We start from the raw sequence: 20,229 nt of genomic DNA on the forward strand, positions 1-20,229 counted from the left end.
AGCAGGCATTTTTTTATTTTGCGGAGGCGGCGGAAATTAAAAAAACACAATGAAGATTAAAAGGCGTCATGGGTTTGCGGTCCGGCGGAACTTATAATAGGCATGAAATGAACCGAGAGGATGGTGGATGGATGATTAAGAGCATGCCGGGTTTTAGAGCACGTGTCCGTGTCTTTCTAAGTTTGCAGCTGGTTCTCTCTCTATGCCTTTCTTTAGCTTTCGCCACAACTGTAAGCGCTGCCGAAACGGACGGGGCCGAGAATTTCACCCCTCCGGCCGCAGCCGCCGGCGTAACCGGCCCGTGGCTTGAACCTTTCGAGAGCTACGGATCATCCCAGACGGGATACACATCTCCGGTCGGAACAGCCCCGACAGCAGCCCAGCCCTGGAAAGCAGTCACGGGCGGAAGCGCAGCCTGGGGCATAGGCGAAGAGACTGTTCCGGGATCTTCCGGGATCAATCATTTCCTGCAGCAGACCGATCCCGCGAGCGGTATGGCCTATCTGATCACGAACGGCTACTGGGGAACGGACAATCCCGTACTTACGGACGGCAGCATAAGCTTGTCCGGCCGGGTAAAGGTAACCGGGGCCAACAGCACCTACGCGGGACTGGCCGCCAAGTATTCGGTTAACGGAACGGCGCCGGCTTATTACCGGTTTATGACCAAGAAAAATTCGGTAAGCTACCAGTTTTATCTGGAAAGGGTGACGGGGACTTCCAAAACGGCCGTCCCTCAGACACCCGGAAGTCCTAACGCCAGCGGCGTATCGGTTGCGAATACCGTGCTAAATCCTTCCTTCGACAGCCAAGGCTACCTGCCGATGAAGCTGGACGTGATTCACCAGGGAGACGGCAGCCTTAAGCTGGACGCCTACTACGGCGGCACGCTAGTCCTGTCTGGCACCGACGCTTCTCCGCTGACGTCGGGCGGGATCGGTCTATACAGCCAGTCCGGCACCACCGCCTTCGACGACATTCAGGCGGCAGCCTACACGGGCGGCGGGCCCGGGCAGCCGGGTGTTCCGTCGGCTCCGGTGGGCGTAACCGCATCTCCCTCGGGAGCGGGAGCCGTCAAGCTGACGTGGACGGCCGTTCCTTCCGCCGCCGGGTATAACGTGAGCATGTCCGCAAGCGCCGGCGGACCTTTCACGAAGCTCAACGCGTCACCCGTTACGGTGACGGAGTATACCGCCGCCGGCTTGACGGCGGGGCAGACGTACTATTTCACGGTCAGCGCCGTGAACGCTTCGGGCGAGGGCGGCGCAAGCGCGCCCGTAAGCGCCATGCCGCCTGCGTCCGCCAACCCGCCCGTCACGACGACGGCGGAGCTGCTGACCCGCCTCAACGCGGCTGTGCCCGGTGAAGTAATCGAGCTGGCGGACGGCAGCTACACGGGCTTCACGGTGCGCAACAGGAACGGCACTGCGCAGAATCCGATCGTCGTGAAAGCGCAGCACAAGGGCAAAGCCGTTTTCCCTTCTACGGGCATAACGGTTGAAACCAGCTCATATATCACGATTCAGGATATGGAATTCCGGATGAATCCGCAGGATAAGTGGATTAACCTGAACGGTTCCAACAACATCCGGATCACAAACAACTATTTCCATTCCCAAAACACGACAACGGCTGCGGACAAATCGAACTGGATTTATATCAAAGGGACGAACAGCCATCATAACCGCATCGATCACAACTTGATGGAAAACAAACGGGACCGGGGCAAGTTCATTCTGTTCGACGGCGTATCCAGCCGCCCGGAAGGCTCGACCGTCCCGTATGAGATTACCCAGCACGACACGGTCGAGTACAACGTTTTCCGCAACACGCTCGAACGGCAGTCCAACGAATCGGAGCCGATCCGCATCGGGGTATCGGTTTTATCGGGCCTCGATGCCCACGCCACGATTCAGTACAACATCTTCGATCACTGCGATTCGGACACGGAGATCGTATCGGTGAAGAGCGGAGCGAACACCATCCGCTATAACTATTTCGTCGAGTCGCTAGGAAGCGTAACGCTGCGAACGGGGAGCGGCTCCAGCGTATACGGCAACATGTTTATCGGCAACGGGCGTCAAGTACTGAGCCCCGATCCCGACGATGCCCCGCTCGGGACCGGCGGAGTCCGTGTCTACGGCGAGAATCACAAAGTGTATAACAACTATTTCGAAGGTCTGACCGGCACGAACTGGGACGCTACGCTTGCGTTCACGACCGGCGACAACGATAACATGACGGGGACCATCGATCCGACGAACAACCATTATATCGCCAAAAATATCATGGTCGCCAACAACACCCTGGTGAACAACAAAAGCGGAATCGAGCTCGGTATGGTCCGCTACGGAACCGCGCCGAAAAATCTTACTTTCGCCAACAATATCGTCGTCGGCTCGCAGGATGAGCTGATCCGCATTATGACTCCGATTCCGGGATTGACGTGGACGGGCAACATCATGTTCCCGCAGAAAGGTGTGCCGCTCATTACCGGAAATTCCGTTCCGCTGACGGAAAACGAGGTCAAAGTCGTCTACCCGAGCATGCAGAACGCGACTTTGGAGCTTGGACCCGAGGACTATCCGTGGTTATGGGCTTCCGGCGAATATGAGTCGCTTCGTCATATCGCTTATAAGAAGCTCGCGGCGGACAGCCCGGCTATCAACGCATCCAAAGGCAATTATGCGAGCGGCGGTCTCCTGTCTTTCGTAACGGAAGACATGGATAGGGAAGCCCGTACAGGCATTCCCGATGTCGGCGCGGATGAGTATAAAGCCGACGGCAGAACGGATACTGCGGCGCCTTCCTGGCCGTCGGCGAATCCGCTGGCGGTTGACGGCATATCCCCCCGTACCGCGAAGCTGAAATGGACAGCCGCAGCGGACGACACAGGGATCACCGGGTACCGGATTTACCGCAGCGGCGTTCCGCTTGATACGGTCTTCGGCGACGTCCTGACGTATGAGGCCGGTTCCCTTCAGCCGGGTACGGCTTATACGTTCAAGATCGAAGCGCTGGACAGAGCGGGGCACAAAACGGCCGGCAATACCGTCAGTGTGACAACGCCCGCTTTTACGGGAATCAGCCTCGCGGGCGTACCGGTCCAGCTCGCTCTCGGAGGAGTGCCGAAACAGCTTGCCGTGACCGCGCATTATTCCGACGGGTCTACGGAACCCGTTCCTTCCGGCGCCGTATTCTCAAGCAGCCAGCCGGGCGTGCTGGCTGTCTCGGCCGAAGGGAAGCTGACTCCGGCAGGTCTTGGCACTTCCTCGGTAAGCGCCGCTTACGGGGGCAAAACCGCCCCGGCGGTTGTTTACACGGTGCGTCCTTCTTCCACGAATCCGTTTGTGATCGGGGGAGACACCTATGTGGACAATATTTTGTCCGACAAGGCGGGAACGAACTTCAGTACGGAGCCCGAGATGCAGATCAAGCGAAAATCGGCCAGCCGCCGAAACGGGTACATCAAAGCTACCCTTCCGGCGTCCGCGCAAACCGTCGATTCGGTCCAGCTGAAGCTGTTCGTCATATCGGCCCAGTCCGGTTCGGACCTGCAGCTGACCGGCATACTGAACGACGGCTGGAACCCGGCGGCGGTAACCGCAAACGACCAGCCCGCTCGTTCTTATTCCGACGTGCCGCTCGGTGCCAAAACGCCCCTGGCAGGCGGCAGCTACGTGACTTTCGATGTCACGGAGTTTTATAAAAACCCGCAGGCCGCTCAGGACGGCGTCCTCAGCTTCCGGCTTAGCATGAATGAAAACGACCGTGAGGCCAGAGTCGCAGCTCTCGAAGGAACGGATCCGGCCAAGGCCCCCGTTCTGCTCGTTACGACGATTAATCCGTAACCAGGCATAGAACTTATCGGAATCCGTTCAATGTCCAAAGCCCGGGAGTCCTACCCCGGGCCATCTTATCCGCTGCCGAATGAGCGGGGAAAGGCGCAAGCATGCTGCATAACGGAGTGTATTTTCATAACGTTTCGGAGCTGGAGCAGAGGCCGGGATTGCCGGGCCTTCTTCTTCAGAGATTTCCCCGGGAAGTCCGGGAGGCGCTGTCCGCTAAGGGACGTACAAAAGCGGCGGAGTCCAGCGGATGCGAAATCCGCTTCGTGACGGAAGCGCCGTATGTCCGGGTCACGATCGGCGCCCTGGAAAAAGACGGCAGGGTCTACGTGTTCCGGGGCGATTTTTTCCACGCCGCTTATGACCTGAAGGCCGGAACGGCAGTGACCCTCCAGCTCGAAGAACCGGAAAGGTTCCCCGAGGTGCACAGGTCCTCCCTGCAAAGCGGGACCTTCTCATCCGATGTGTGGCGCATCTACTGCGACCGCTTTACGGCTGTTTTTTATGACGTCGACGCTTTCGGTTACGAGGTCCGTCCGCCACATAAAGCGGAGATGCCGCAGTTCACTCTGCTCGCGTACGGTTCTTCCATCACGCAGGGCGCGGGCTCGCTCAACCACACCTGCAGTTACGTGCAGCAGGCCGCCAGAAGACTGGGAGCCGACGCCATTAATCTGGGGCTGAGCGGAACCTGTTACTGCGAGAAGGAAGCCGCCGACCATTTGGCGCGCGGAAGCGGCTGGGATGCCGCATTTCTGGAGCTGGGCGTAAATATGCGCAGTGTCATGGAGCCGCCCGAATTCGGGCGCCGGATCACGTACCTGCTCGATGAGGTGACGGGTCGCAACCCGCACAAGCCTGTTTTCGTCACGACGATCTATCCGAACCGGGCTACTTTTTTTGAGGATGAGGAGCATGTGTTTACGAAACGCGATCTGATTTTCAATGATATTTTGAGACGATACGTTTCGGACCGGAATCATCCCCGGCTTTATTTGCTGGAGGGAAGCGAAATCATGACCGAGTTTGTTTCTCTGACCACCGATCTTATCCATCCCTCCGATTACGGGCATATCCGTATGGGGGAACATTTGGCGCGGCTGCTTGAGCCGGTTTTAACCGGGCTGCGCACATCCGACCGAGAAACTGGGGGAATTTGAAATGGCTATCGACTTAACGGGAAAAATTGCACTTGTAACGGGTTCCAATGCGGGCATCGGGCGCGCCGTCGCGGTTGCGCTCGCCGCTCATGGAGCGAAAGTCGGCGTTAACTGTCTGAGCAACACGGCTCAGGGAGAGGAAGTCGTGGAAACGATCCGGGCAGCGGGCGGCGAAGCCGTGCTGGTTCAGGCCGATGTGACCGACATCGCGCAGATTGACCGTCTTGTAAACGAGGTGGAAGCGGCCTTCGGCGGGACCGTCGATATTTTGGTCAACAATGCCGGGCATCTGGTGCAGCGTGTTCCGAACGCGGAGATGACCGAAGACATGTACACGCGGATCATGGACGTCAACTTCAAGAGCACGGTTTTTATGTGCAAAAGAGTGCTGCCGGGCATGGCTGCCAAAGGCGCCGGCCGCATCGTCAATATGACCTCGGTCGCCGCCCATAACGGCGGCGGTCCGGGCTCCAGCATTTATGCGGCCAGCAAAGGCGCCGTAATGGCTTACGCCAAGGGGCTGGCCAAAGAAGCCGCCGGAAGCGGCATCACGGTCAACAATGTGTCCCCCGGGTTTATCGGGAACACGATGTTCCACGCGACGTTTACGACGGATACCGCCCGTCAGGCCACGATTAACGGCATTCCTCTCCAGCGTGAGGGAACACCCGAAGATGTAGCCGGAGCGGTGCTTTACCTGGTTTCGGATCTGGCTTCTTACCTGACCGGAGAGACAATCGAGGTTAACGGCGGGATGATGATGAGATGACGAGAGAACGGGAGCGGGAGCGAGGAAGGGGACGTGAATGGGAGCGAGAAAGGGAGCGGGAACGAGCGATAATACACGAAAACAGTGTATCCCGGCAGAAACCTGCGGACGCATCCGGAGCGCGGGGGCAGAGCAGCCCCATGCCTTCGGGGTGTGACAAGGAGGGGCCGCTGCTCCGGGTGGCGCCAGGGGAGGTTTCGGCGCAGAAGGAGCAGAGCGGCACGGGCCGCCCCGCACCGGTTTCGGAACCGTTGGCCCCGGCACAAGGAAGCCTCCGGGGCAAGGCGGTCCGTTTTCCGTGGGCGAGAGAGACGGCGAAAGCCGTCCGGGATGAGCTTAACCGGCTGAACGCCGCAGGAAGCCTGGCGATTCCGCAGGAACCCGGCGGCTGGTGGCACCAGTACGTGTGCCCGGTGCATCATACGGAGCTGCTGTTTGATCCGGCCGAAGCGGAGGCTTCGTCGTTCCGCTGCCCGTACGGCTGCGAGCTGGAAGGCGAGGAATACCGTGGCGCCTGGCTGGTGTTCAAGCACCAGTCGCTGGCGCGGGCCGCCCTGGAAGCGGCTGCCGTGTATGCCGCCCTGCGCGACGAATCCTGCGCGCGGATCGGCAAGGAACTGCTCGTCGCGTATGCGGAGCAGTTCCCGCTCTACCCCGTGCACGCGGGCGCGCAGGGCTGGATGCTGAAGGGCAGAGCCTTCCACCAGGCGCTGACCGAAGCGATCTGGTCGACGACCCTGCTCGGCGCTTACCTTCTGCTGCGCGACGAAGGCGTAACGTTCAGCGAGAAGGAGACGGAGGCGCTCGGCATCTTCATGGGACTTCTGGAGCAGAGCATGACGGAATACCGTCATATCCTGATCCGTGAGCGCCAAAATGCCGAGAACAACTATACCGCCTGGCTGAACGCGTCCCTTTCCTGCGTCTATGCGGCCCAAGGCCGGAAGGACGCGCTGGAGTCGCTGATCGAAGGCGAAGGGGGCTTCCGGGACCATTTGTCCATCGGGGTCAACGCCGATGGACTTGAATTTGAAGGCAGCACGTATTATCACGTGTTCGTGCTGCGCGCCTATCTCATCTCCGCCCGGATGGCGGAGATGTTCGGCATCGACCTGTACGCCTGCCAAGGCAGGAACGGCCAGTCGATGCGCGGGATGTTCGAGGCCATGGCGGATCTGGCCGACGACCGGGGCGTGCTCCCGGCCCTGCACGACGGCCCGATGGAGCGGGGGCCTTACGCCCGGGAGATCGCCGAGATCGCCGAGCAGGGGCTGGCCCGCTACGGGATCGGCGGCCTGCGGCCGATCCTCCGCGAAGCGTACCGCCAGCTTGGCGGGACCCTCGCTTCGCCGCGTGCCCGCTGCGGGCTGGAGGCGCTGCTGTACGGCGAGGACGCACAGCCGGATGCCGCCGGAGACGGAGCGGACTCCACGCGAGGCCCGCGGCTTTGGGCGGATACGGGCTTCGCTGTCGGCCGGAGGGCCGGTAATCCGCTGTCGTTCCTCGCAGATTTCGGCGCGCACGGCGGGGCCCACGGCCATTTCGACAAGCTTCATCTCACCGTGATGCATCCGGCCGGGACGCTGACACCCGACTTCGGAGTGGTGCCTTACGGGTCCGCTCTGCGCCAGGCGTGGTACTCCGAAACGCGGAGTCACAACACCGTTACGCTGGACGGCTTGTCCCAGGCGCCCCATACGGGGCAGTGTATGCGCTTCGAGGAAACGGAGGAGGCTCTCTACGCGTGGTTTCAATCGACCGGCGGCTATCCCGGCTGCACGCTGGACCGGCATCTTCTACTGACGGACGGCTGGCTGCTGGACTGGTTCCGGGTAACCGCGCACGACGGCGGGCCGCGGACCGCAGAGTGGTGGGTGCATCCGGCCGCAGAACCGCTGCTTGTTCCGGAGGAAGCCGGGGAAGCGCCCGGCATGGAACAGCCGGTCTTAGCCGGAACGTTCGGTGACGGCGATGAGGGAAATCCCCTGCTGCTTGCGGAAAATCTGAAAGAGGGATTAGCGGGAGTACCCGGTGTCGGGCTGCAGTTAAACGGTCGACCGGACCTTCAGGCACCTGCACCTGCTCCGGCTGCCATGCGGCTCAGGTACGGGTTGTCCGGCGGCGAATCCGTTTATCATACGGCGCTCGTCATGCCCGGGGATGAACTGCTTGCCGTTCGGACTCCGGGAGATTCCCTGGACCCCAGCAGGCTTCTGACCGCGATTGTGCACAGGCACACGGGCGCGACCGCCGATTTTGTCCATGTGTACAGGGCCGGTCAGGCGGCAGATATCCAGTGGCTGGCCGAAGGAGTTGTCGAAGTTACGGCGGAGGAGGGCGCTACCGGGGAAACTTTCGCCAGAAAAGTCCGTCTCGCCGGTCAGGCAGGACTTGAGCTTGTTGAACCGGACCGGGAGTGATTCGCGGTATGACACGCTTCAACTAATAAAGGGGCACCCCTATCACAGACTGTGGTAATGGTGTCCCTTTATGATAGTGTCCAGTCATTCTCCGGAAGCATCTGTACCGGTACAGATGCTTCTTTTTGGCGTTGTAGAAGCATCCTAACCTTTCTAGAATGAAAGTACGCGGCAGGGAAATCCGTTTCCGGCGCGCGAATACAGCAATCCGGGGTGACTCTTTATGTATACATTGACACGGGAAGAAGTGCGCGCTTACTTAAAAAGAATCGGAATTTCGGAGATCGGAGCGCCGACGCTCCCTTACTTGGCGGAATTGCATAAAGCGCACGTAAAACATCTTTCCTGGCAGACACTGGACATTTTCGGAGGAAAACCGGCGCCAATCGGGTTTAAAGAGTCGGTTGATCTTATTTTGAGCGGGCGGAGCGGCTATTGCTTTCATTTGAACGGAGCGTTCGGCGTTCTTCTGCATTCTCTCGGATACCGGGTGAATGTGCACCGTGCCGGCGTTCAGCCGATGGGAGCCGAGCCGCGTATCAATTCTTTTCATCTGGGGCTGACGGTGGATTTCGCCGGGTCAGAGGCTGGAAGCGGCACATGGATCATCGACGCGGGGCTTGGGGACATGCCTTTCGAGCCGCTGCCTTTAAGACACGGCACTTACGTTCAGGAGCCTTACACTTACAAGGTGACGAAGTCGGGCGTTGCGGCGGACGGCTGGCGGCTGGAGCATGATCCGCTCGCTTCTTTTCCGGGTGTCGATTATGCGTCTGACGTGCTGACGGATCTTGAAGAGTTCAAGCCGAACCACGAATTTTATATCCGTTCGGAGGATTCCCCCTGGTTCAACAAGCTGCTGATCAGGCAGCGGAATGAGGCGGACGGCAATGAGCTTAGGGGCTGTATCTGGAGTAAACGGGACGCAAGCGGGCTGAATAAAACCGAGCTTCGCACGAAATCGCAATGGCTCGAAGTTCTGGCCGGTGTTTTCAATGAACAGCTTGTCCATTACAGCAAGCCGGAACGGGACGGTCTTTGGAAAAGAGTCGAGGCGGCCCATTCGGATTGGCAAAAATTAAAGGAGCGGCAGGAAAGGACGGGAAGTCTGCCGACGGCATGATTCACTGCACAAGGGTACTGGCAATAAGCTGCTTACCCGGCATGTTACATCCGATATCGAATGAGGAAAAAGGTGAGCCGGATACAGCGGGCTTCAGCGGAAGGGAAGGGTTCGTCATGAGCGGTATTTTTCTTATGGTTTTAACGTATGGTTCAGCCTCGGTTCGGTATTGAACGCGGGATTGTTCTTCGCTTTCTCGGCGTTTGTCATGACCACGCTCGCCTGGATACCGGCGGAAGGGGGCGTTGCGGCGATGCAGTCGATCACTTCTTTGCTGAATTGGGGAGAACTTGGCGCTTTGAAACGAAGTTGGTGGCTGGCTGCTGGCAGGCAGTCTGGTTTATGCGTCGGGCTTTGCGGTGACGATGCTGTTCAACGTTCCGCTGAATAACGTGCTTGAAGCCGTAAACCCCGGTAGCGCCGCAGGTGCGGACTTGTGGCCGCGTTATGTCGTCAAATGGACCGCCTGGAATCATGTGCGTACGGCTGCGTGTCTGGCGTCTCTTGCTTTGTTTATACAAACCCTCCGTCTGAAGGGATGATCGCGTGGAGAAAACGCAAGCCGCATTCGAACCGTTGCGATAACGGCCGGATGCGGCTTTTGGCGTTCTGCGCTTAATCGGAAACGATACTCCGCAAGCAAACAGGGCTTACAAAGCTTAGTCTTCTTGCCTGTGAGACAAAATGTTGACGAGCTTGCCCAGCGGATCGCGCACAAAAAAACGCCGGACCCCCCATGGCTCGTTCACAGGTCCATATTCCGGGTGAAAACCCGCTTCCTCCATGCGCGCAAGCGCGGCGTCCAGATCGTCCACTTCGATGGATAAAGCCGGTGTCGGGGTGCCGGACCCTCCCTGCGAAGCGATGCTGACCTGGACGTTCATCGTCTCGCGGCTGCCGTACGTTGCGATCCAGCCGTGGTCCATGAGCAAATCGAGTCCGAGCGCATCCCGATAAAAGCGCGCGGCCGCCGCAAGATCCGTCGATTCCAGATTCGAGATAATTCGTTTAACCTTCATAGTCGGTCGACCTCCGTTTCTAACCGTTGCCGGTTGCCGGTAAACTACTTCGACAAAGAAGGCACTTTTTTCCTTGTTTCCGCAAACATCGGAGAATCGTTCCGGGCAGCGGGCATCAGGGGGAAGAGATGCGAAGGCGCAGAACGAGACAGCAGGCATCAAGGCGGATACATTTGGCCATGGATACGCTCCAACGCGAGTGCCAACGGTAGTACATGGAGTTGATGGGCAGCCGGCCGTGCCGAAAAAACGGCTATAATCAAATCCGCCTTAACGGCCGGTCTTTTTTTTCCATTATAATGAATAGGACTGTGAGCCATCACGGCTCTTAATATATCGATAAGGGGAATCTTGATGCCGGATACCGGAATTGTTCTGCCTGTGAATCGTTTAACGCGTGATCAATTGGCGCAAGTGAAAGAACTGGAAAAGCGCTGTAACGAATACGATTCCATTACCTTAAAACTGAACTGGGATATGCTCGAAAACCGGAAAGCGGAAGAATGCAGCGACTGGCTTTACGTGGAGGACGGAAAAGCAGTAGGTTTTCTGGGCCTGTTTGCCTTTAAAAGCAGCGAAGCGGAAATCAGCGGTATGGTGGACCCGGCTTACCGCCGCCGGGGAATTTTCCGGAAGCTGTTCGAAGCGGCCGCCGAGGAATGCCGGAAGCGCGGGATCCCCGAAATCCTGCTTATCGTGCAGCGGGGGTCGGAGCCGGGGCGCTCTTTTGCCCGACATACCGGGGCCGCTTATGAATTTTCCGAGTACTGGATGGAGCTGCCCTCCCATTATGACCGCGACGTGCTGAATTCCGTCATTTCCGCCGGTCAAATCAAGTTGCGTCCCGCGGAGGCGGCGGATATGGAAGTAGCGATCCGGCTGGACATTGACGGGTTCGGCGTCACGGAATCAGATGCCAGGGGATTCAACGAACAGAAATTGGCCGCGGCCGGAGAGAGCTTCTGGATTGCCGAGCTTGAGGGGACTCCCATCGGGAAAATCAACATCCAGCTTTACGACGGCGGGTATATTTCGGGATTTTGCGTGCTTCCGGCTTACCGCGGGCAAGGACACGGAAGAGTGATCCTGGCCAAAGCGATAGCGGTAGCGGAGTCGAAAGGGCTTTCGGGCAAGCTGGCACTGGAGGTGGCGGCGAGCAACGATCGTGCCCTCGGTTTATACAAATCGGTGGGTTTCGTCGAGCGCGGCGTAAATGATTATTACCGGGTAACCGTGGGATAATCGTTACGTAAAAAAGGACATCGGGGCGGCTGCCCTGATGTCCTTTTTCTTGGAGACGCTTGTTGGGTGGAGGAACGGCCATGCAGATGCGCAGCCTGCACGAACCGCCTAAACCGTGAATGGAAGCCTGCCGTCCGGTTCTCAGTGCGCGCGAATCCCTGGCGTACGTTACGGCCCTGGCGGCGGTCGGTCGAACCGAAGCGTTATCGGAAGGGAAACGCAAGCGGGGCGAACGACAACAGACAGTGTGTGCGTATACGGAATCCGGCCGTTAAGGACGCAGCGCTTTCATGACGTCGTCGACGATTTTCTCGGCCGCGATGACGCCGTTATACAGCCAGCTGCTGGATGATGCGATTTCATAGACGCGGCCGTTTTTAACCGCGGGGATGTTTTTCCAGAGATCTTCTTCCAGGTTTCCGGCCTGGCCTTTATCGTAATTGACGAGAAAAAGATAATCGGCGTCGAGCTCGGCCAGCTTCTCCAGCGAAACGGGAACCCAATTGGCCTTGGAGTCCGGCAAAGAATTCAGCAGGTTCGGTTTGTTCAATCCCAAATCGCCATACAGCACCGCTCCGCTGGAAACGTTCCCGTTGACGACGTAGAAATTTTTCTTGGTGAGCCACAGCACCGCGACTTTCTTGTCTCCGATCGTTTTCAGCAGGGTGTCTTTGGACTCTTTGGCCTTCCGGTCGTAGGCGTCCAGCGCTTTTTTCGCTTCTTCCTGCCTGTTTAATAATTCCGCCATTTTCGTTAATGTTTTCTTATAATCGTCGGCGTCTTCCTTCGAGAGGACGAAGGTAGGCGCTATTTTCGCATACTGCTCGTAAAGGTTGTCTTGAGCGGCGGCTTCCGGACGGAGAATGATCAGATCCGGGTTAAAGCTGAGAACGGTCTCCGGGGGCAGATTCGACGGGATAGCGGGAATTCCCTCCAGCTGAGGGCGCAAATATTCCTGCACGCTTCCGCCCTTTACGGACCATTGGGCAACGGGTTTGATGCCGAGGGCAAGCAGAGGATCCTCCAGGTAGGAGGCAATAATTTTCTTGGGTTCGGCGGGCAGGTTCACTTGGTGACCCATCCCGTCCGTGACTGTTTGCTGCCGGGGCTCCGCGCTCTCCTTGCTGCCGCAGCCTGCCGTAAAGGCGAGCAGAAGCAGGATAAATAAAGCGAGTGTGCCGGACTTTTTGAGAGTAAACACGATAGAATTCCTCCATATATGCAGGTTGAAAAGGATAGCTTTTCCAAGCTTCATTATATTGATAATGATTATCATTGTCAACAAATAAAAGGGGAGCTGCATTGCGAAGATTCTGTTTATCGGCCGTTTTTCTCGGGGTAAGAAGCCGTTTCTTCGACTGTTTTTTTATTGTCGTGTCCGTGATTGTAAGATATAATCAATTCCGATGGAATTTATTAGGATAAATTACAAATTGAATTCGGGAAAGAGAATGGGAGGATGAGTGCTAGAATGACGATGCAACCGGAAGAGCAGGAAATCATACCGGTTCTTACAACGGGTAACAATCTGGCCGATTATGAAGAGGCGTACGCCAATTTCGACTGGGCGGACGTGGAGAAGGAATTTACGTGGTCCCGCACGGGAAAAGTAAATATCGCTTACGAGGCGCTCGACCGTCATGTGGAGGAAGGCCGCGGGGATAAAACGGCGCTTATTTATACGGACGCGGCACGGAATGAATCGTATACGTTTGCACAAATGAAAACACTCTCCGACAAATTCGGTCATGCTCTGCGGTCTCTCGGCATCGGCAAAGGAGATCGTATTTTCGTGTTTATGCCGCGTTCTCCCGAGCTGTATACGGCTTATATCGGGGCTGTAAAAATCGGGGCGATCGTCGGCCCGCTGTTCGAAGCGTTTATGGAAGCGGCCGTGAAGGACCGGCTTCTGGATTCCGAAGCCGTGGCCATTATCACGACCCCTGCGCTTAAAGACCGCATTCCCGTTTCCGAGCTGCCCGCGCTCAAGCATGTCATCGTGGTGGGCGAGAACAGCGAGCCGGGCGAAAGGGAAATTTCTTACGAAGATCTGATGGCAAATGCGTCCGATCAGCTGGAAATCGAATGGGTCGGACTGGAAGACGGCTTGCAGCTCCATTACACGTCGGGCTCCACCGGTAAACCGAAAGGCGTTCTGCACGTCCATAACGCGATGATCCAGCATCTTCATACGGCCAAAACGGTCCTGGATCTCCAGCCGGACGATATTTACTGGTGCTGCGCCGATCCCGGCTGGGTAACGGGGACCGTATACGGCATGTGGGCGCCTTGGCTGAACGGGACGACTTCGCTTGTACGCGGCGGCCGCTTCTCGTCGAACGACAGCTATCAGACGATCGAAACTTACAAAGTTACGGTGTGGTACTGGGCTCCGACCGCTTTCCGGCTGCTGATGGCGGCGGGCGACGATCTTCTCAAGCAGTTCGATCTGTCCTCTCTGCGCCACATCCTGTCCGTGGGCGAGCCTCTTAATCCCGAAGTGGTGCGCTGGGGGATGAAAGTATTCGGCAAGCGCATACACGATACGTGGTGGATGACGGAGACCGGCGCGCAGGTCATCTGCAACTATCCGGCGATGCCGATTAAGCCCGGCTCCATGGGCAAGCCGATTCCGGGCGTATACGCGGCCATCGTCGACGATCAGGGCAACGAGCTGCCGCCGAACCGGATGGGCAACCTTGCGGTACGCGCTCCGTGGCCTTCCATGATGCGCCTCATCTGGAACAATCCCGCGAAATACGACGAGTATTACCGGTTGAAGCCGTGGTACATTTCCGGCGACTCCGCTTACAAGGACGAGGAAGGATACTTCTGGTTCCAGGGCCGCGTCGACGACGTGATTAACACGTCCGGCGAACGCGTAGGGCCTTTCGAAGTCGAGAGCAAGCTGGTGGAGCATCCGGCCGTTGCGGAAGCCGGGGTAATCGGCAAACCGGATCCGGTGCGCGGGGAAATTATTAAAGCGTTTATCGCGCTGCGGGACGGCTACGAGCCTACCGAGGAATTGATCAAAGAAATTCAGCAGTTTGTCAAAAAAGGCCTCGCGGCTCATGCGGCTCCCCGTGAGATCGAATTTCGCGACAAGCTTCCGAAGACGCGTTCCGGTAAAATTATGCGGCGCGTTCTGAAGGCTTGGGAACTGGGACTGCCTACCGGCGACCTGTCCACCCTGGAAGATTAGTTCATTCTTTTCGTTCACCTGCCTTCTCCGGAACTTGCGAAGGGCCGGCTAAGAACAGGTTAATCCCGCTACTGTCAGGTAAGCAGACGGACTTATACGCAGGTCTCTGCACACTGGTGCTTTAAAGCAGCACCCGAATAACCGGCCTCCCGAGGCCGGTTATTTTTTTCGGGATTCCGGTGTGCTCCGAAGCCTTTTATAGACTTTCAGGACATATGTCCTTTTCTGCACTCCTCCTGCTGGGATTTAATAAGAAAGAAGTTCTAAGCGAAGGAGACGGCCGCAATGAAAGGAATTTTATTCGCATTTTTGGGCGGGGCATGCATTACGCTCCAGGGCGTCGCCAACGCACGCATCAGCCACGACATCGGCACGTGGCAGGCCGCCACGATAACGCAGCTGACGGGTTTCCTGATCGCGCTCGTTATCCTGCTTTTTGTGCGGGACGGCAGCCTGCAAAGTTTCAAAGGAATCAAGCCGCTTTATCTGATCGGAGGCGCATTGGGGGCGGTGATCATTTTCAGCGAGGTCACGGCGATTCAGAAAATCGGGGTTACGTTTACGATTGCCGCGCTGCTGATCGCTCAGCTCAGTCTTACTTTTCTCGTCGATATCAACGGGTGGTTCGGCGTCGCCAAACAGAAAATGAAGCTGCCGCAGTTCATCGGAATCGGGTTAATGATCGCGGGTGTCGTGATCCTCAAACTGTGATAGGATAAGGATTTGGGGACAGGATAAGGAAAACGCTGGAGGTGACCGCAGTGAAGGAAATACAGGACCGGGAGCAGTTGTCCCGTTATTTGCGGGAGCACCGGCTGGAGGCGGTTTTTAACGAAGCTTTGAACTCTCATTTGTCTCTGTTCAGCTTCGAGCAGGGAGAGATGATCTGTTCCAGGGGCGAGCCGGCCTGTTATTTGTATGTGCTGGTTAAGGGCAAAATCAAAATTTACACATCCTCCGCTGAAGGCAAGACGCTCATTCTCTGCTTCAAGACGCCGATAGAAGTGATCGGCGATATTGAATATATACGAGGAAGCGATATCGTGAACACGGTTGAAGCCGTATCACCCGTTCACATGATCGGGATTCACCACCGCTGGCTCAAAAAATACGGGAATGACCACGCTCCGCTGCTGAGGTTTTTATTGGAGATTGTTACGCAGAAGTTTTACATCGACTCGAATCTCTCCAGTTTTAATTTAATGTATCCGGTAGAAGTCCGGCTGGCCAGCTATTTGCTGTCGGTTTTCTGCGAAGAGTCGGATAATCTCGTCCGTGGGCGGCTGAGTACGACTCATCTCATGGATGCGGCTAATTTGATCGGAACCAGCTACAGGCATCTGAACAGGGTAATCCAGAAGTTTTGCAGCGAAGGACTGCTTCAGCGGACGAGAGGGTTTATTACGATCAAAGACCGGGAAGGGCTGAGCGCGCTGGCCGGTCACAATATTTATGAGTGATCGGTGCAGCGGTGCCCGCTGTGTACGGCAAAAAGCGTCATCGTCATTTTGTAGAGAGAGGGGAGCAAACATATGATATTGGGAATTTTGCTGGCGGTTCTGGCCGGTTCACTGGTCAGTTTGCAGACCGTGTTCAACAGCAAAGTGAATGAGCGGACGGGATCTTGGGCGACGACGACCCTGGTGCTGGGAATGGGATTTCTGGCTTCCTTGACCATCAGCCTGCTTGTGGAAGGAAAGCAAACGTTCGCCCTGCAAAACATGCAGCTGTGGTATTGGGTAAGCGGCATGATCGGCGTCGGCGTCGTTATTTGTCTCGTACAGGGAATGAAGCTTCTGGGCCCGACGTATGCCATTTCAATCGTGCTGACGGCGCAGCTCAGCTTTGCCCTGCTGTGGGACTCGCTGGGATGGCTGGGACTGGAGAAAGTGCCGTTCACGCTGAACAAGCTGATCGGTGTGCTGGTTATCGTCGCCGGAATCGTGCTGTTCAAATTCGGCGGCAGGCAAGGAGCCGAACCGTCCCCTGCCAAGGCGCCGCAAGGGTTGCCGGACTGACGGACAGTCGGCAAGTCAACATGAAAAAACTCAGTCTCTTCCCGGAGAGACTGAGTTTTTTTGCTGTTTACGCGGCTGTGAGCCGCCGCCTGACATTCAGTGGACGGGAATGAAGAAAGAAACGGCGGTCCCGAGACCGGGAGAGCTTTCGAGAATCAACCCCGTGCCGTACATGTGCCGCAGCCGGCGGTCGGTGTTCGCCAGCCCGATTCCCCGGCGTTCTTCCCCGAAGCGGACGCTCCTTAGCTTCTCGAGGACTGCCGGGTCCATCCCCATGCCGTTGTCCGTCACACGGACTTCCGTCCCGTGTTCGCGTTTTTTCACTTCGATCCGGATAACGCCTCCCGTCTTTTTCTCAAGCACGCCGTGGATGAGCGCATTTTCAACCAAGGGCTGGATGGAGAGAGGCGGTAGTCTGAGTCCGGGAATATCCTCGATCTCCCATTGAATGTCCAGCCTGTGTCCGTGCCGGACGGTTTCTATGGCGAGATAGGAGCGGACAAGTTCAAGCTCTCTTTGAAGCGGAATAAGCTGCTCCGAGTTTTGAAAGTCGAAGCTGTTTTGCAAATAAGCCGAAAATTCCTCCAGAAGCGATCGCATTTTAGCCGGGTCGATCTCGCTGAGGATAGAAATGGAGTTAATCGTGTTGAAGAAAAAATGCGGCTTGATTTGAGCCTGAAGCCATGCGGCTTCCATGCGCAGCCGTTCTTCTACCGACAGTTTGAGGCCGATCAGGGAGCGGACCCGCGCCTTCAGGTCGTAAGCTCCGAGCGGCTTCATGACGTAATCGTTCGCGCCCGCCAGAAAGCCCGCCGTAATATCCTGCGGGCTGCTGCGTGCCGTAAGCAGGAGGACGGGCAGCTCGGCCAGCGTGTGCCTGCTTCGGATGATCCGGGTCAGCTCGTAACCGGACATAAGGGGCATCATGACATCGCTGATGACAAGATCCCAGCCGTTCCCGTCCAGCAGGGACAGAGCTTCTCTGCCGCCTGCTGCCGTTCCGACGCGGTAGCCTTCCGGTGCGAGCAGATTGCGAAGCACCGTCAGATTGACCGGATCGTCGTCGACCACGAGTATATGCGGCAGCTTCTCCGGCTGCTCCGCCTCTTCATGCCGTGCGGTTTGCGCGGCATGTCCGTTCGGGCGGGCCGCAGCGTGTTCTTCTTCGGCGGACGTCAAGGGAACGGCGGGCAGAGCCTCGTTATCTGGAGGAGCGTTCATGCCCGGCTGAATAGGATGAACCGGCTGGTCCCGCTGGGCCGGATTAGCCGGATAGGCGGCTTCGCGGACCGGCTCCGCGAGAGGCAGCGTAAAAGAAAATACACTGCCTTGGCCGGGCACGGAGGAAGCTGCGAGCACACCGCCGTGCAGTTCCACCAGGCTTTTGCAGATGCCCAGGCCAAGACCCAGCCCTCCGGCGGGTGCGGTAATTCCGGAATCGGCCTGTTCGTAAGGCTGGAATAATTGGGCCAGCCGCCGCCCGTCTATTCCGATCCCCGTATCCGTAATCCGGATTTCGGCGTGACCGTTTCGCACCTGCGCCCCGATGACAATCGTTCCCTCGTTCGTAAATTTAATAGCGTTGTGAACGAGATTAAACAGAATCTGGGTCAGTCTGTTCTCATCCGCAATGACGGGCGGAAACGTTTCGGGAACAGCCAGTTTCAGCTCCAAGGGCTTGCCGCCGGTCATATAACGAAGCATATCCGCAACACCTGCCGCGACGGATTGGATTTTCAGCTTCTTCCGCTGCAGGCGGACGCGGTTTTCTTTTAATAACGTGATGTCCAGCAGATCATTGAGCAGCAGGGACATCCGCTGCCCGACCGTGAGAAGCAATTCCATGTTTTTTCTGCTGTCCTCCGTAAGCTTGTCCTGTTCCGTGTTGAGTACGGCCTGGGCCATATTCAAAATTCCGTGCAGCGGATTCCTCAGTTCGTGAGACGTGTTGGCGAGGAAGTCATCTTTCCGTTTGTCTTCCTTTTGCAATCTTTCGGCAAGCTCCGCCGTCCTGGCGGAGGTACGGAAATACCGTTTAAACCAGTAGGCGGCGAGCGCAAACAAAGCGGCAAGCAGGTCAAGCGGATAAAAGTCGGGATCCGGACCGGTTACCGGTTCTATGGCGCCCCAGAACACGTTGGAGACGACCGCCGTAATTCCGAGCAGCAGAAAAATGCCGTCTTCTTTTTCCCTTTTTACCGTCCTCAGCATCAAAACAAGAACGACGAGATCCGTCAACAAGCCGGATAGCGTTAAAAAGACGGAGGAACGGGAGACCATATAAGCGGGCGCGAACAGAATGAACAGGGTGTACAAGACATAAACCGATTGTAGGATTTTGAATATCCGTTGGCCGGTCTGTTTGAGCAGCCATACTTTCGCAAGCTGAATCAGGCAGAGGGCGATTGCCGTATAGGCAATCAGTGTCGTCCTTGCCGTAGTTTCGTAACTCATATCCAACCAGTCGGCCAGAGGCTTGGCGTCGTCCGAAAGCACGGCGACCGCCGCAAAGAGGCCGAGCGAAGCGAATGTGAGGACCGATCTGCGCTGCGCGCCGATCAGATAAAGCAGCACCGCATAAGCCGAGTGAATCAGCAGCACGAGGGCGATGGCAAGCTGGGAGCCGACACCGATCCATACGGTGCGCGTCAGGGCGGCTTTTTCCCCGAAACGGACCGAACCCGTAATGCCGCCGGCTTTCATATAGGAGGGACTGGCCGCATGAATGACCAGATCCGCTTGACCGCTGTACGTTGTAAACGTGACGGAGGCCGGGCGGTAGCCGGGTCTGAAATCATCGCCGGTCTCCGCCGGCCGGCCGGTTTGATGGAGCGGCTGACCGTTTACGAACACCGCGGAAGCCGAACGGATATCGGGAAAGCGGATGCTGAATGTCAGCTTCGTGTCCCGGGGAAGAGACATACGCAGCCGGTAACTGCCGAAGCGGTAGCTGTCTTTACTTTCCTTCGCAAAGGCCTGCTCCCAGGAGCCGGGAACAGACAAATACTGCATCCTTGAGCCTGCCGGCGCGCTGCCCGTGGAAGGAGGAATAAGCTGATCGGGGTAAAATTCCCATTCTCCGTCCAACGTCACAAGCGGATTTTCCGCAAAATCCCACTTTTGTAAATCCAGTATTCCTTTAACGGCCGGAGGATGGGCGGGAATGGAAGTCATTTGAGACCACACCAGACGCAGCCCGCCGAGCGAGAGGAAAAAAAGAAGCACCCATATAAACACTCTTAATTTTTTGTACGTTTTCATCTTGTTGCATTTCGACAAAATGGGGTGAAATCCTTTCTCGTTTCAAAACGTTTTTCCGTGCGGTATAATTCTTTAGTCCTATTAAAAATGGGTAGTAAGTCTCCTGAAATTTCTGTTAAGGTAGAGATGGGGGTACGAAGCCCTCTTTTATTGGGATCCTAAGTCTA

14 protein-coding genes are annotated in these 20,229 nt (G+C 56.9%); 11 read left to right on the plus strand and 3 right to left on the minus strand.

The window, feature by feature from the left end:
• Positions 1-131: 131 nt before the first annotated feature.
• The 6 genes from C4S74_RS04515 (at position 132) to C4S74_RS26925 (ending at position 9,862) form a co-directional block, all read left to right on the plus strand.
• The gene (locus tag C4S74_RS04515; RefSeq protein WP_103994137.1) at positions 132-3,851 is read left to right on the plus strand and encodes a chondroitinase-B domain-containing protein; all 3,720 of its coding nucleotides are present in this window, start codon (positions 132-134) and stop codon (positions 3,849-3,851) included.
• 101 nt (positions 3,852-3,952) lie between these two features.
• The gene (locus tag C4S74_RS04520; RefSeq protein WP_103994138.1) at positions 3,953-5,008 is read left to right on the plus strand and encodes an SGNH/GDSL hydrolase family protein; all 1,056 of its coding nucleotides are present in this window, start codon (positions 3,953-3,955) and stop codon (positions 5,006-5,008) included.
• 1 nt (position 5,009) lies between these two features.
• Positions 5,010-5,777, plus strand: coding sequence for an SDR family NAD(P)-dependent oxidoreductase (locus C4S74_RS04525; protein ID WP_103994139.1), 768 nt, complete (start codon positions 5,010-5,012; stop codon positions 5,775-5,777).
• 140 nt (positions 5,778-5,917) lie between these two features.
• On the plus strand, positions 5,918-8,197 hold the full coding sequence (locus C4S74_RS04530; RefSeq protein ID WP_258042371.1) for a heparinase II/III family protein: 2,280 nt from the start codon (positions 5,918-5,920) through the stop codon (positions 8,195-8,197).
• Positions 8,198-8,420: 223 nt separating this feature from the next.
• Complete coding sequence (locus C4S74_RS04535) at positions 8,421-9,320, plus strand: arylamine N-acetyltransferase (RefSeq protein ID WP_103994141.1); 900 nt, start codon at positions 8,421-8,423, stop codon at positions 9,318-9,320.
• A gap of 365 nt (positions 9,321-9,685) precedes the next feature.
• Positions 9,686-9,862: an anthrone oxygenase family protein gene (locus C4S74_RS26925; protein ID WP_258042372.1), complete on the plus strand. Its 177-nt coding sequence runs from the start codon at positions 9,686-9,688 to the stop codon at positions 9,860-9,862.
• A 117-nt stretch (positions 9,863-9,979) separates the two neighbouring features.
• On the opposite strand, the gene C4S74_RS04545 is transcribed toward C4S74_RS26925, so the two are convergent.
• On the minus strand, positions 9,980-10,339 hold the full coding sequence (locus C4S74_RS04545; RefSeq protein WP_103994142.1) for a VOC family protein: 360 nt from the start codon (positions 10,337-10,339) through the stop codon (positions 9,980-9,982).
• A gap of 381 nt (positions 10,340-10,720) precedes the next feature.
• Here C4S74_RS04545 and C4S74_RS04550 point away from each other — a divergent pair, with 381 nt between their 5' ends.
• Positions 10,721-11,581, plus strand: coding sequence for a GNAT family N-acetyltransferase (locus C4S74_RS04550; RefSeq protein ID WP_181024297.1), 861 nt, complete (start codon positions 10,721-10,723; stop codon positions 11,579-11,581).
• Positions 11,582-11,852: 271 nt separating this feature from the next.
• Here the strand turns inward: C4S74_RS04550 and C4S74_RS04555 are convergent, their stop codons facing one another.
• The gene (locus tag C4S74_RS04555; protein WP_103994275.1) at positions 11,853-12,782 is read right to left on the minus strand and encodes an ABC transporter substrate-binding protein; all 930 of its coding nucleotides are present in this window, start codon (positions 12,780-12,782) and stop codon (positions 11,853-11,855) included.
• A 270-nt stretch (positions 12,783-13,052) separates the two neighbouring features.
• Between C4S74_RS04555 and acsA the strand changes: the two genes are divergently transcribed.
• The 4 genes from acsA (at position 13,053) to C4S74_RS04575 (ending at position 16,801) form a co-directional block, all read left to right on the plus strand.
• Positions 13,053-14,783 (plus strand): acetate--CoA ligase, encoded by a 1,731-nt coding sequence (gene acsA, locus C4S74_RS04560; RefSeq protein ID WP_103994144.1) that lies wholly within the window; start codon positions 13,053-13,055, stop codon positions 14,781-14,783.
• A 285-nt stretch (positions 14,784-15,068) separates the two neighbouring features.
• Entirely contained in the window at positions 15,069-15,494 is a 426-nt protein-coding gene (locus C4S74_RS04565) for a DMT family transporter (RefSeq protein WP_009674265.1), read from the plus strand.
• Between the two features lie 50 nt (positions 15,495-15,544).
• Positions 15,545-16,243: a Crp/Fnr family transcriptional regulator gene (locus tag C4S74_RS04570; RefSeq protein WP_103994145.1), complete on the plus strand. Its 699-nt coding sequence runs from the start codon at positions 15,545-15,547 to the stop codon at positions 16,241-16,243.
• 72 nt (positions 16,244-16,315) lie between these two features.
• Positions 16,316-16,801, plus strand: a complete 486-nt coding sequence (locus C4S74_RS04575) for a DMT family transporter (RefSeq protein ID WP_103994146.1) — start codon at positions 16,316-16,318, stop codon at positions 16,799-16,801.
• A 96-nt stretch (positions 16,802-16,897) separates the two neighbouring features.
• Here the strand turns inward: C4S74_RS04575 and C4S74_RS04580 are convergent, their stop codons facing one another.
• The gene (locus tag C4S74_RS04580; RefSeq protein WP_258042373.1) at positions 16,898-20,062 is read right to left on the minus strand and encodes an ATP-binding protein; all 3,165 of its coding nucleotides are present in this window, start codon (positions 20,060-20,062) and stop codon (positions 16,898-16,900) included.
• Between the last annotated feature and the right edge of the window lie 167 nt (positions 20,063-20,229).

Source organism: Paenibacillus sp. UNC499MF, assembly GCF_900107975.1.
Lineage (GTDB): Bacteria > Bacillota > Bacilli > Paenibacillales > NBRC-103111 > Paenibacillus_F.

Bases quoted from the DNA above. Each gene is read 5' to 3' on its own strand.
- C4S74_RS04575 (WP_103994146.1), top strand. From the start codon at position 16,316: ATGATATTGGGAATTTTGCTGGCGGTTCTGGCCGGTTCACTGGTCAGT.
- acsA (WP_103994144.1), top strand. From the start codon at position 13,053: ATGACGATGCAACCGGAAGAGCAGGAAATCATACCGGTTCTTACAACG.
- C4S74_RS04525 (WP_103994139.1), top strand. From the start codon at position 5,010: ATGGCTATCGACTTAACGGGAAAAATTGCACTTGTAACGGGTTCCAAT.
- C4S74_RS04565 (WP_009674265.1), top strand. From the start codon at position 15,069: ATGAAAGGAATTTTATTCGCATTTTTGGGCGGGGCATGCATTACGCTC.
- C4S74_RS04545 (WP_103994142.1), bottom strand. From the start codon at position 10,339: ATGAAGGTTAAACGAATTATCTCGAATCTGGAATCGACGGATCTTGCG.
- C4S74_RS26925 (WP_258042372.1), top strand. From the start codon at position 9,686: ATGCTGTTCAACGTTCCGCTGAATAACGTGCTTGAAGCCGTAAACCCC.
- C4S74_RS04520 (WP_103994138.1), top strand. From the start codon at position 3,953: ATGCTGCATAACGGAGTGTATTTTCATAACGTTTCGGAGCTGGAGCAG.
- C4S74_RS04535 (WP_103994141.1), top strand. From the start codon at position 8,421: ATGTATACATTGACACGGGAAGAAGTGCGCGCTTACTTAAAAAGAATC.
- C4S74_RS04530 (WP_258042371.1), top strand. From the start codon at position 5,918: ATGCCTTCGGGGTGTGACAAGGAGGGGCCGCTGCTCCGGGTGGCGCCA.
- C4S74_RS04515 (WP_103994137.1), top strand. From the start codon at position 132: ATGATTAAGAGCATGCCGGGTTTTAGAGCACGTGTCCGTGTCTTTCTA.
- C4S74_RS04580 (WP_258042373.1), bottom strand. From the start codon at position 20,062: ATGAAAACGTACAAAAAATTAAGAGTGTTTATATGGGTGCTTCTTTTT.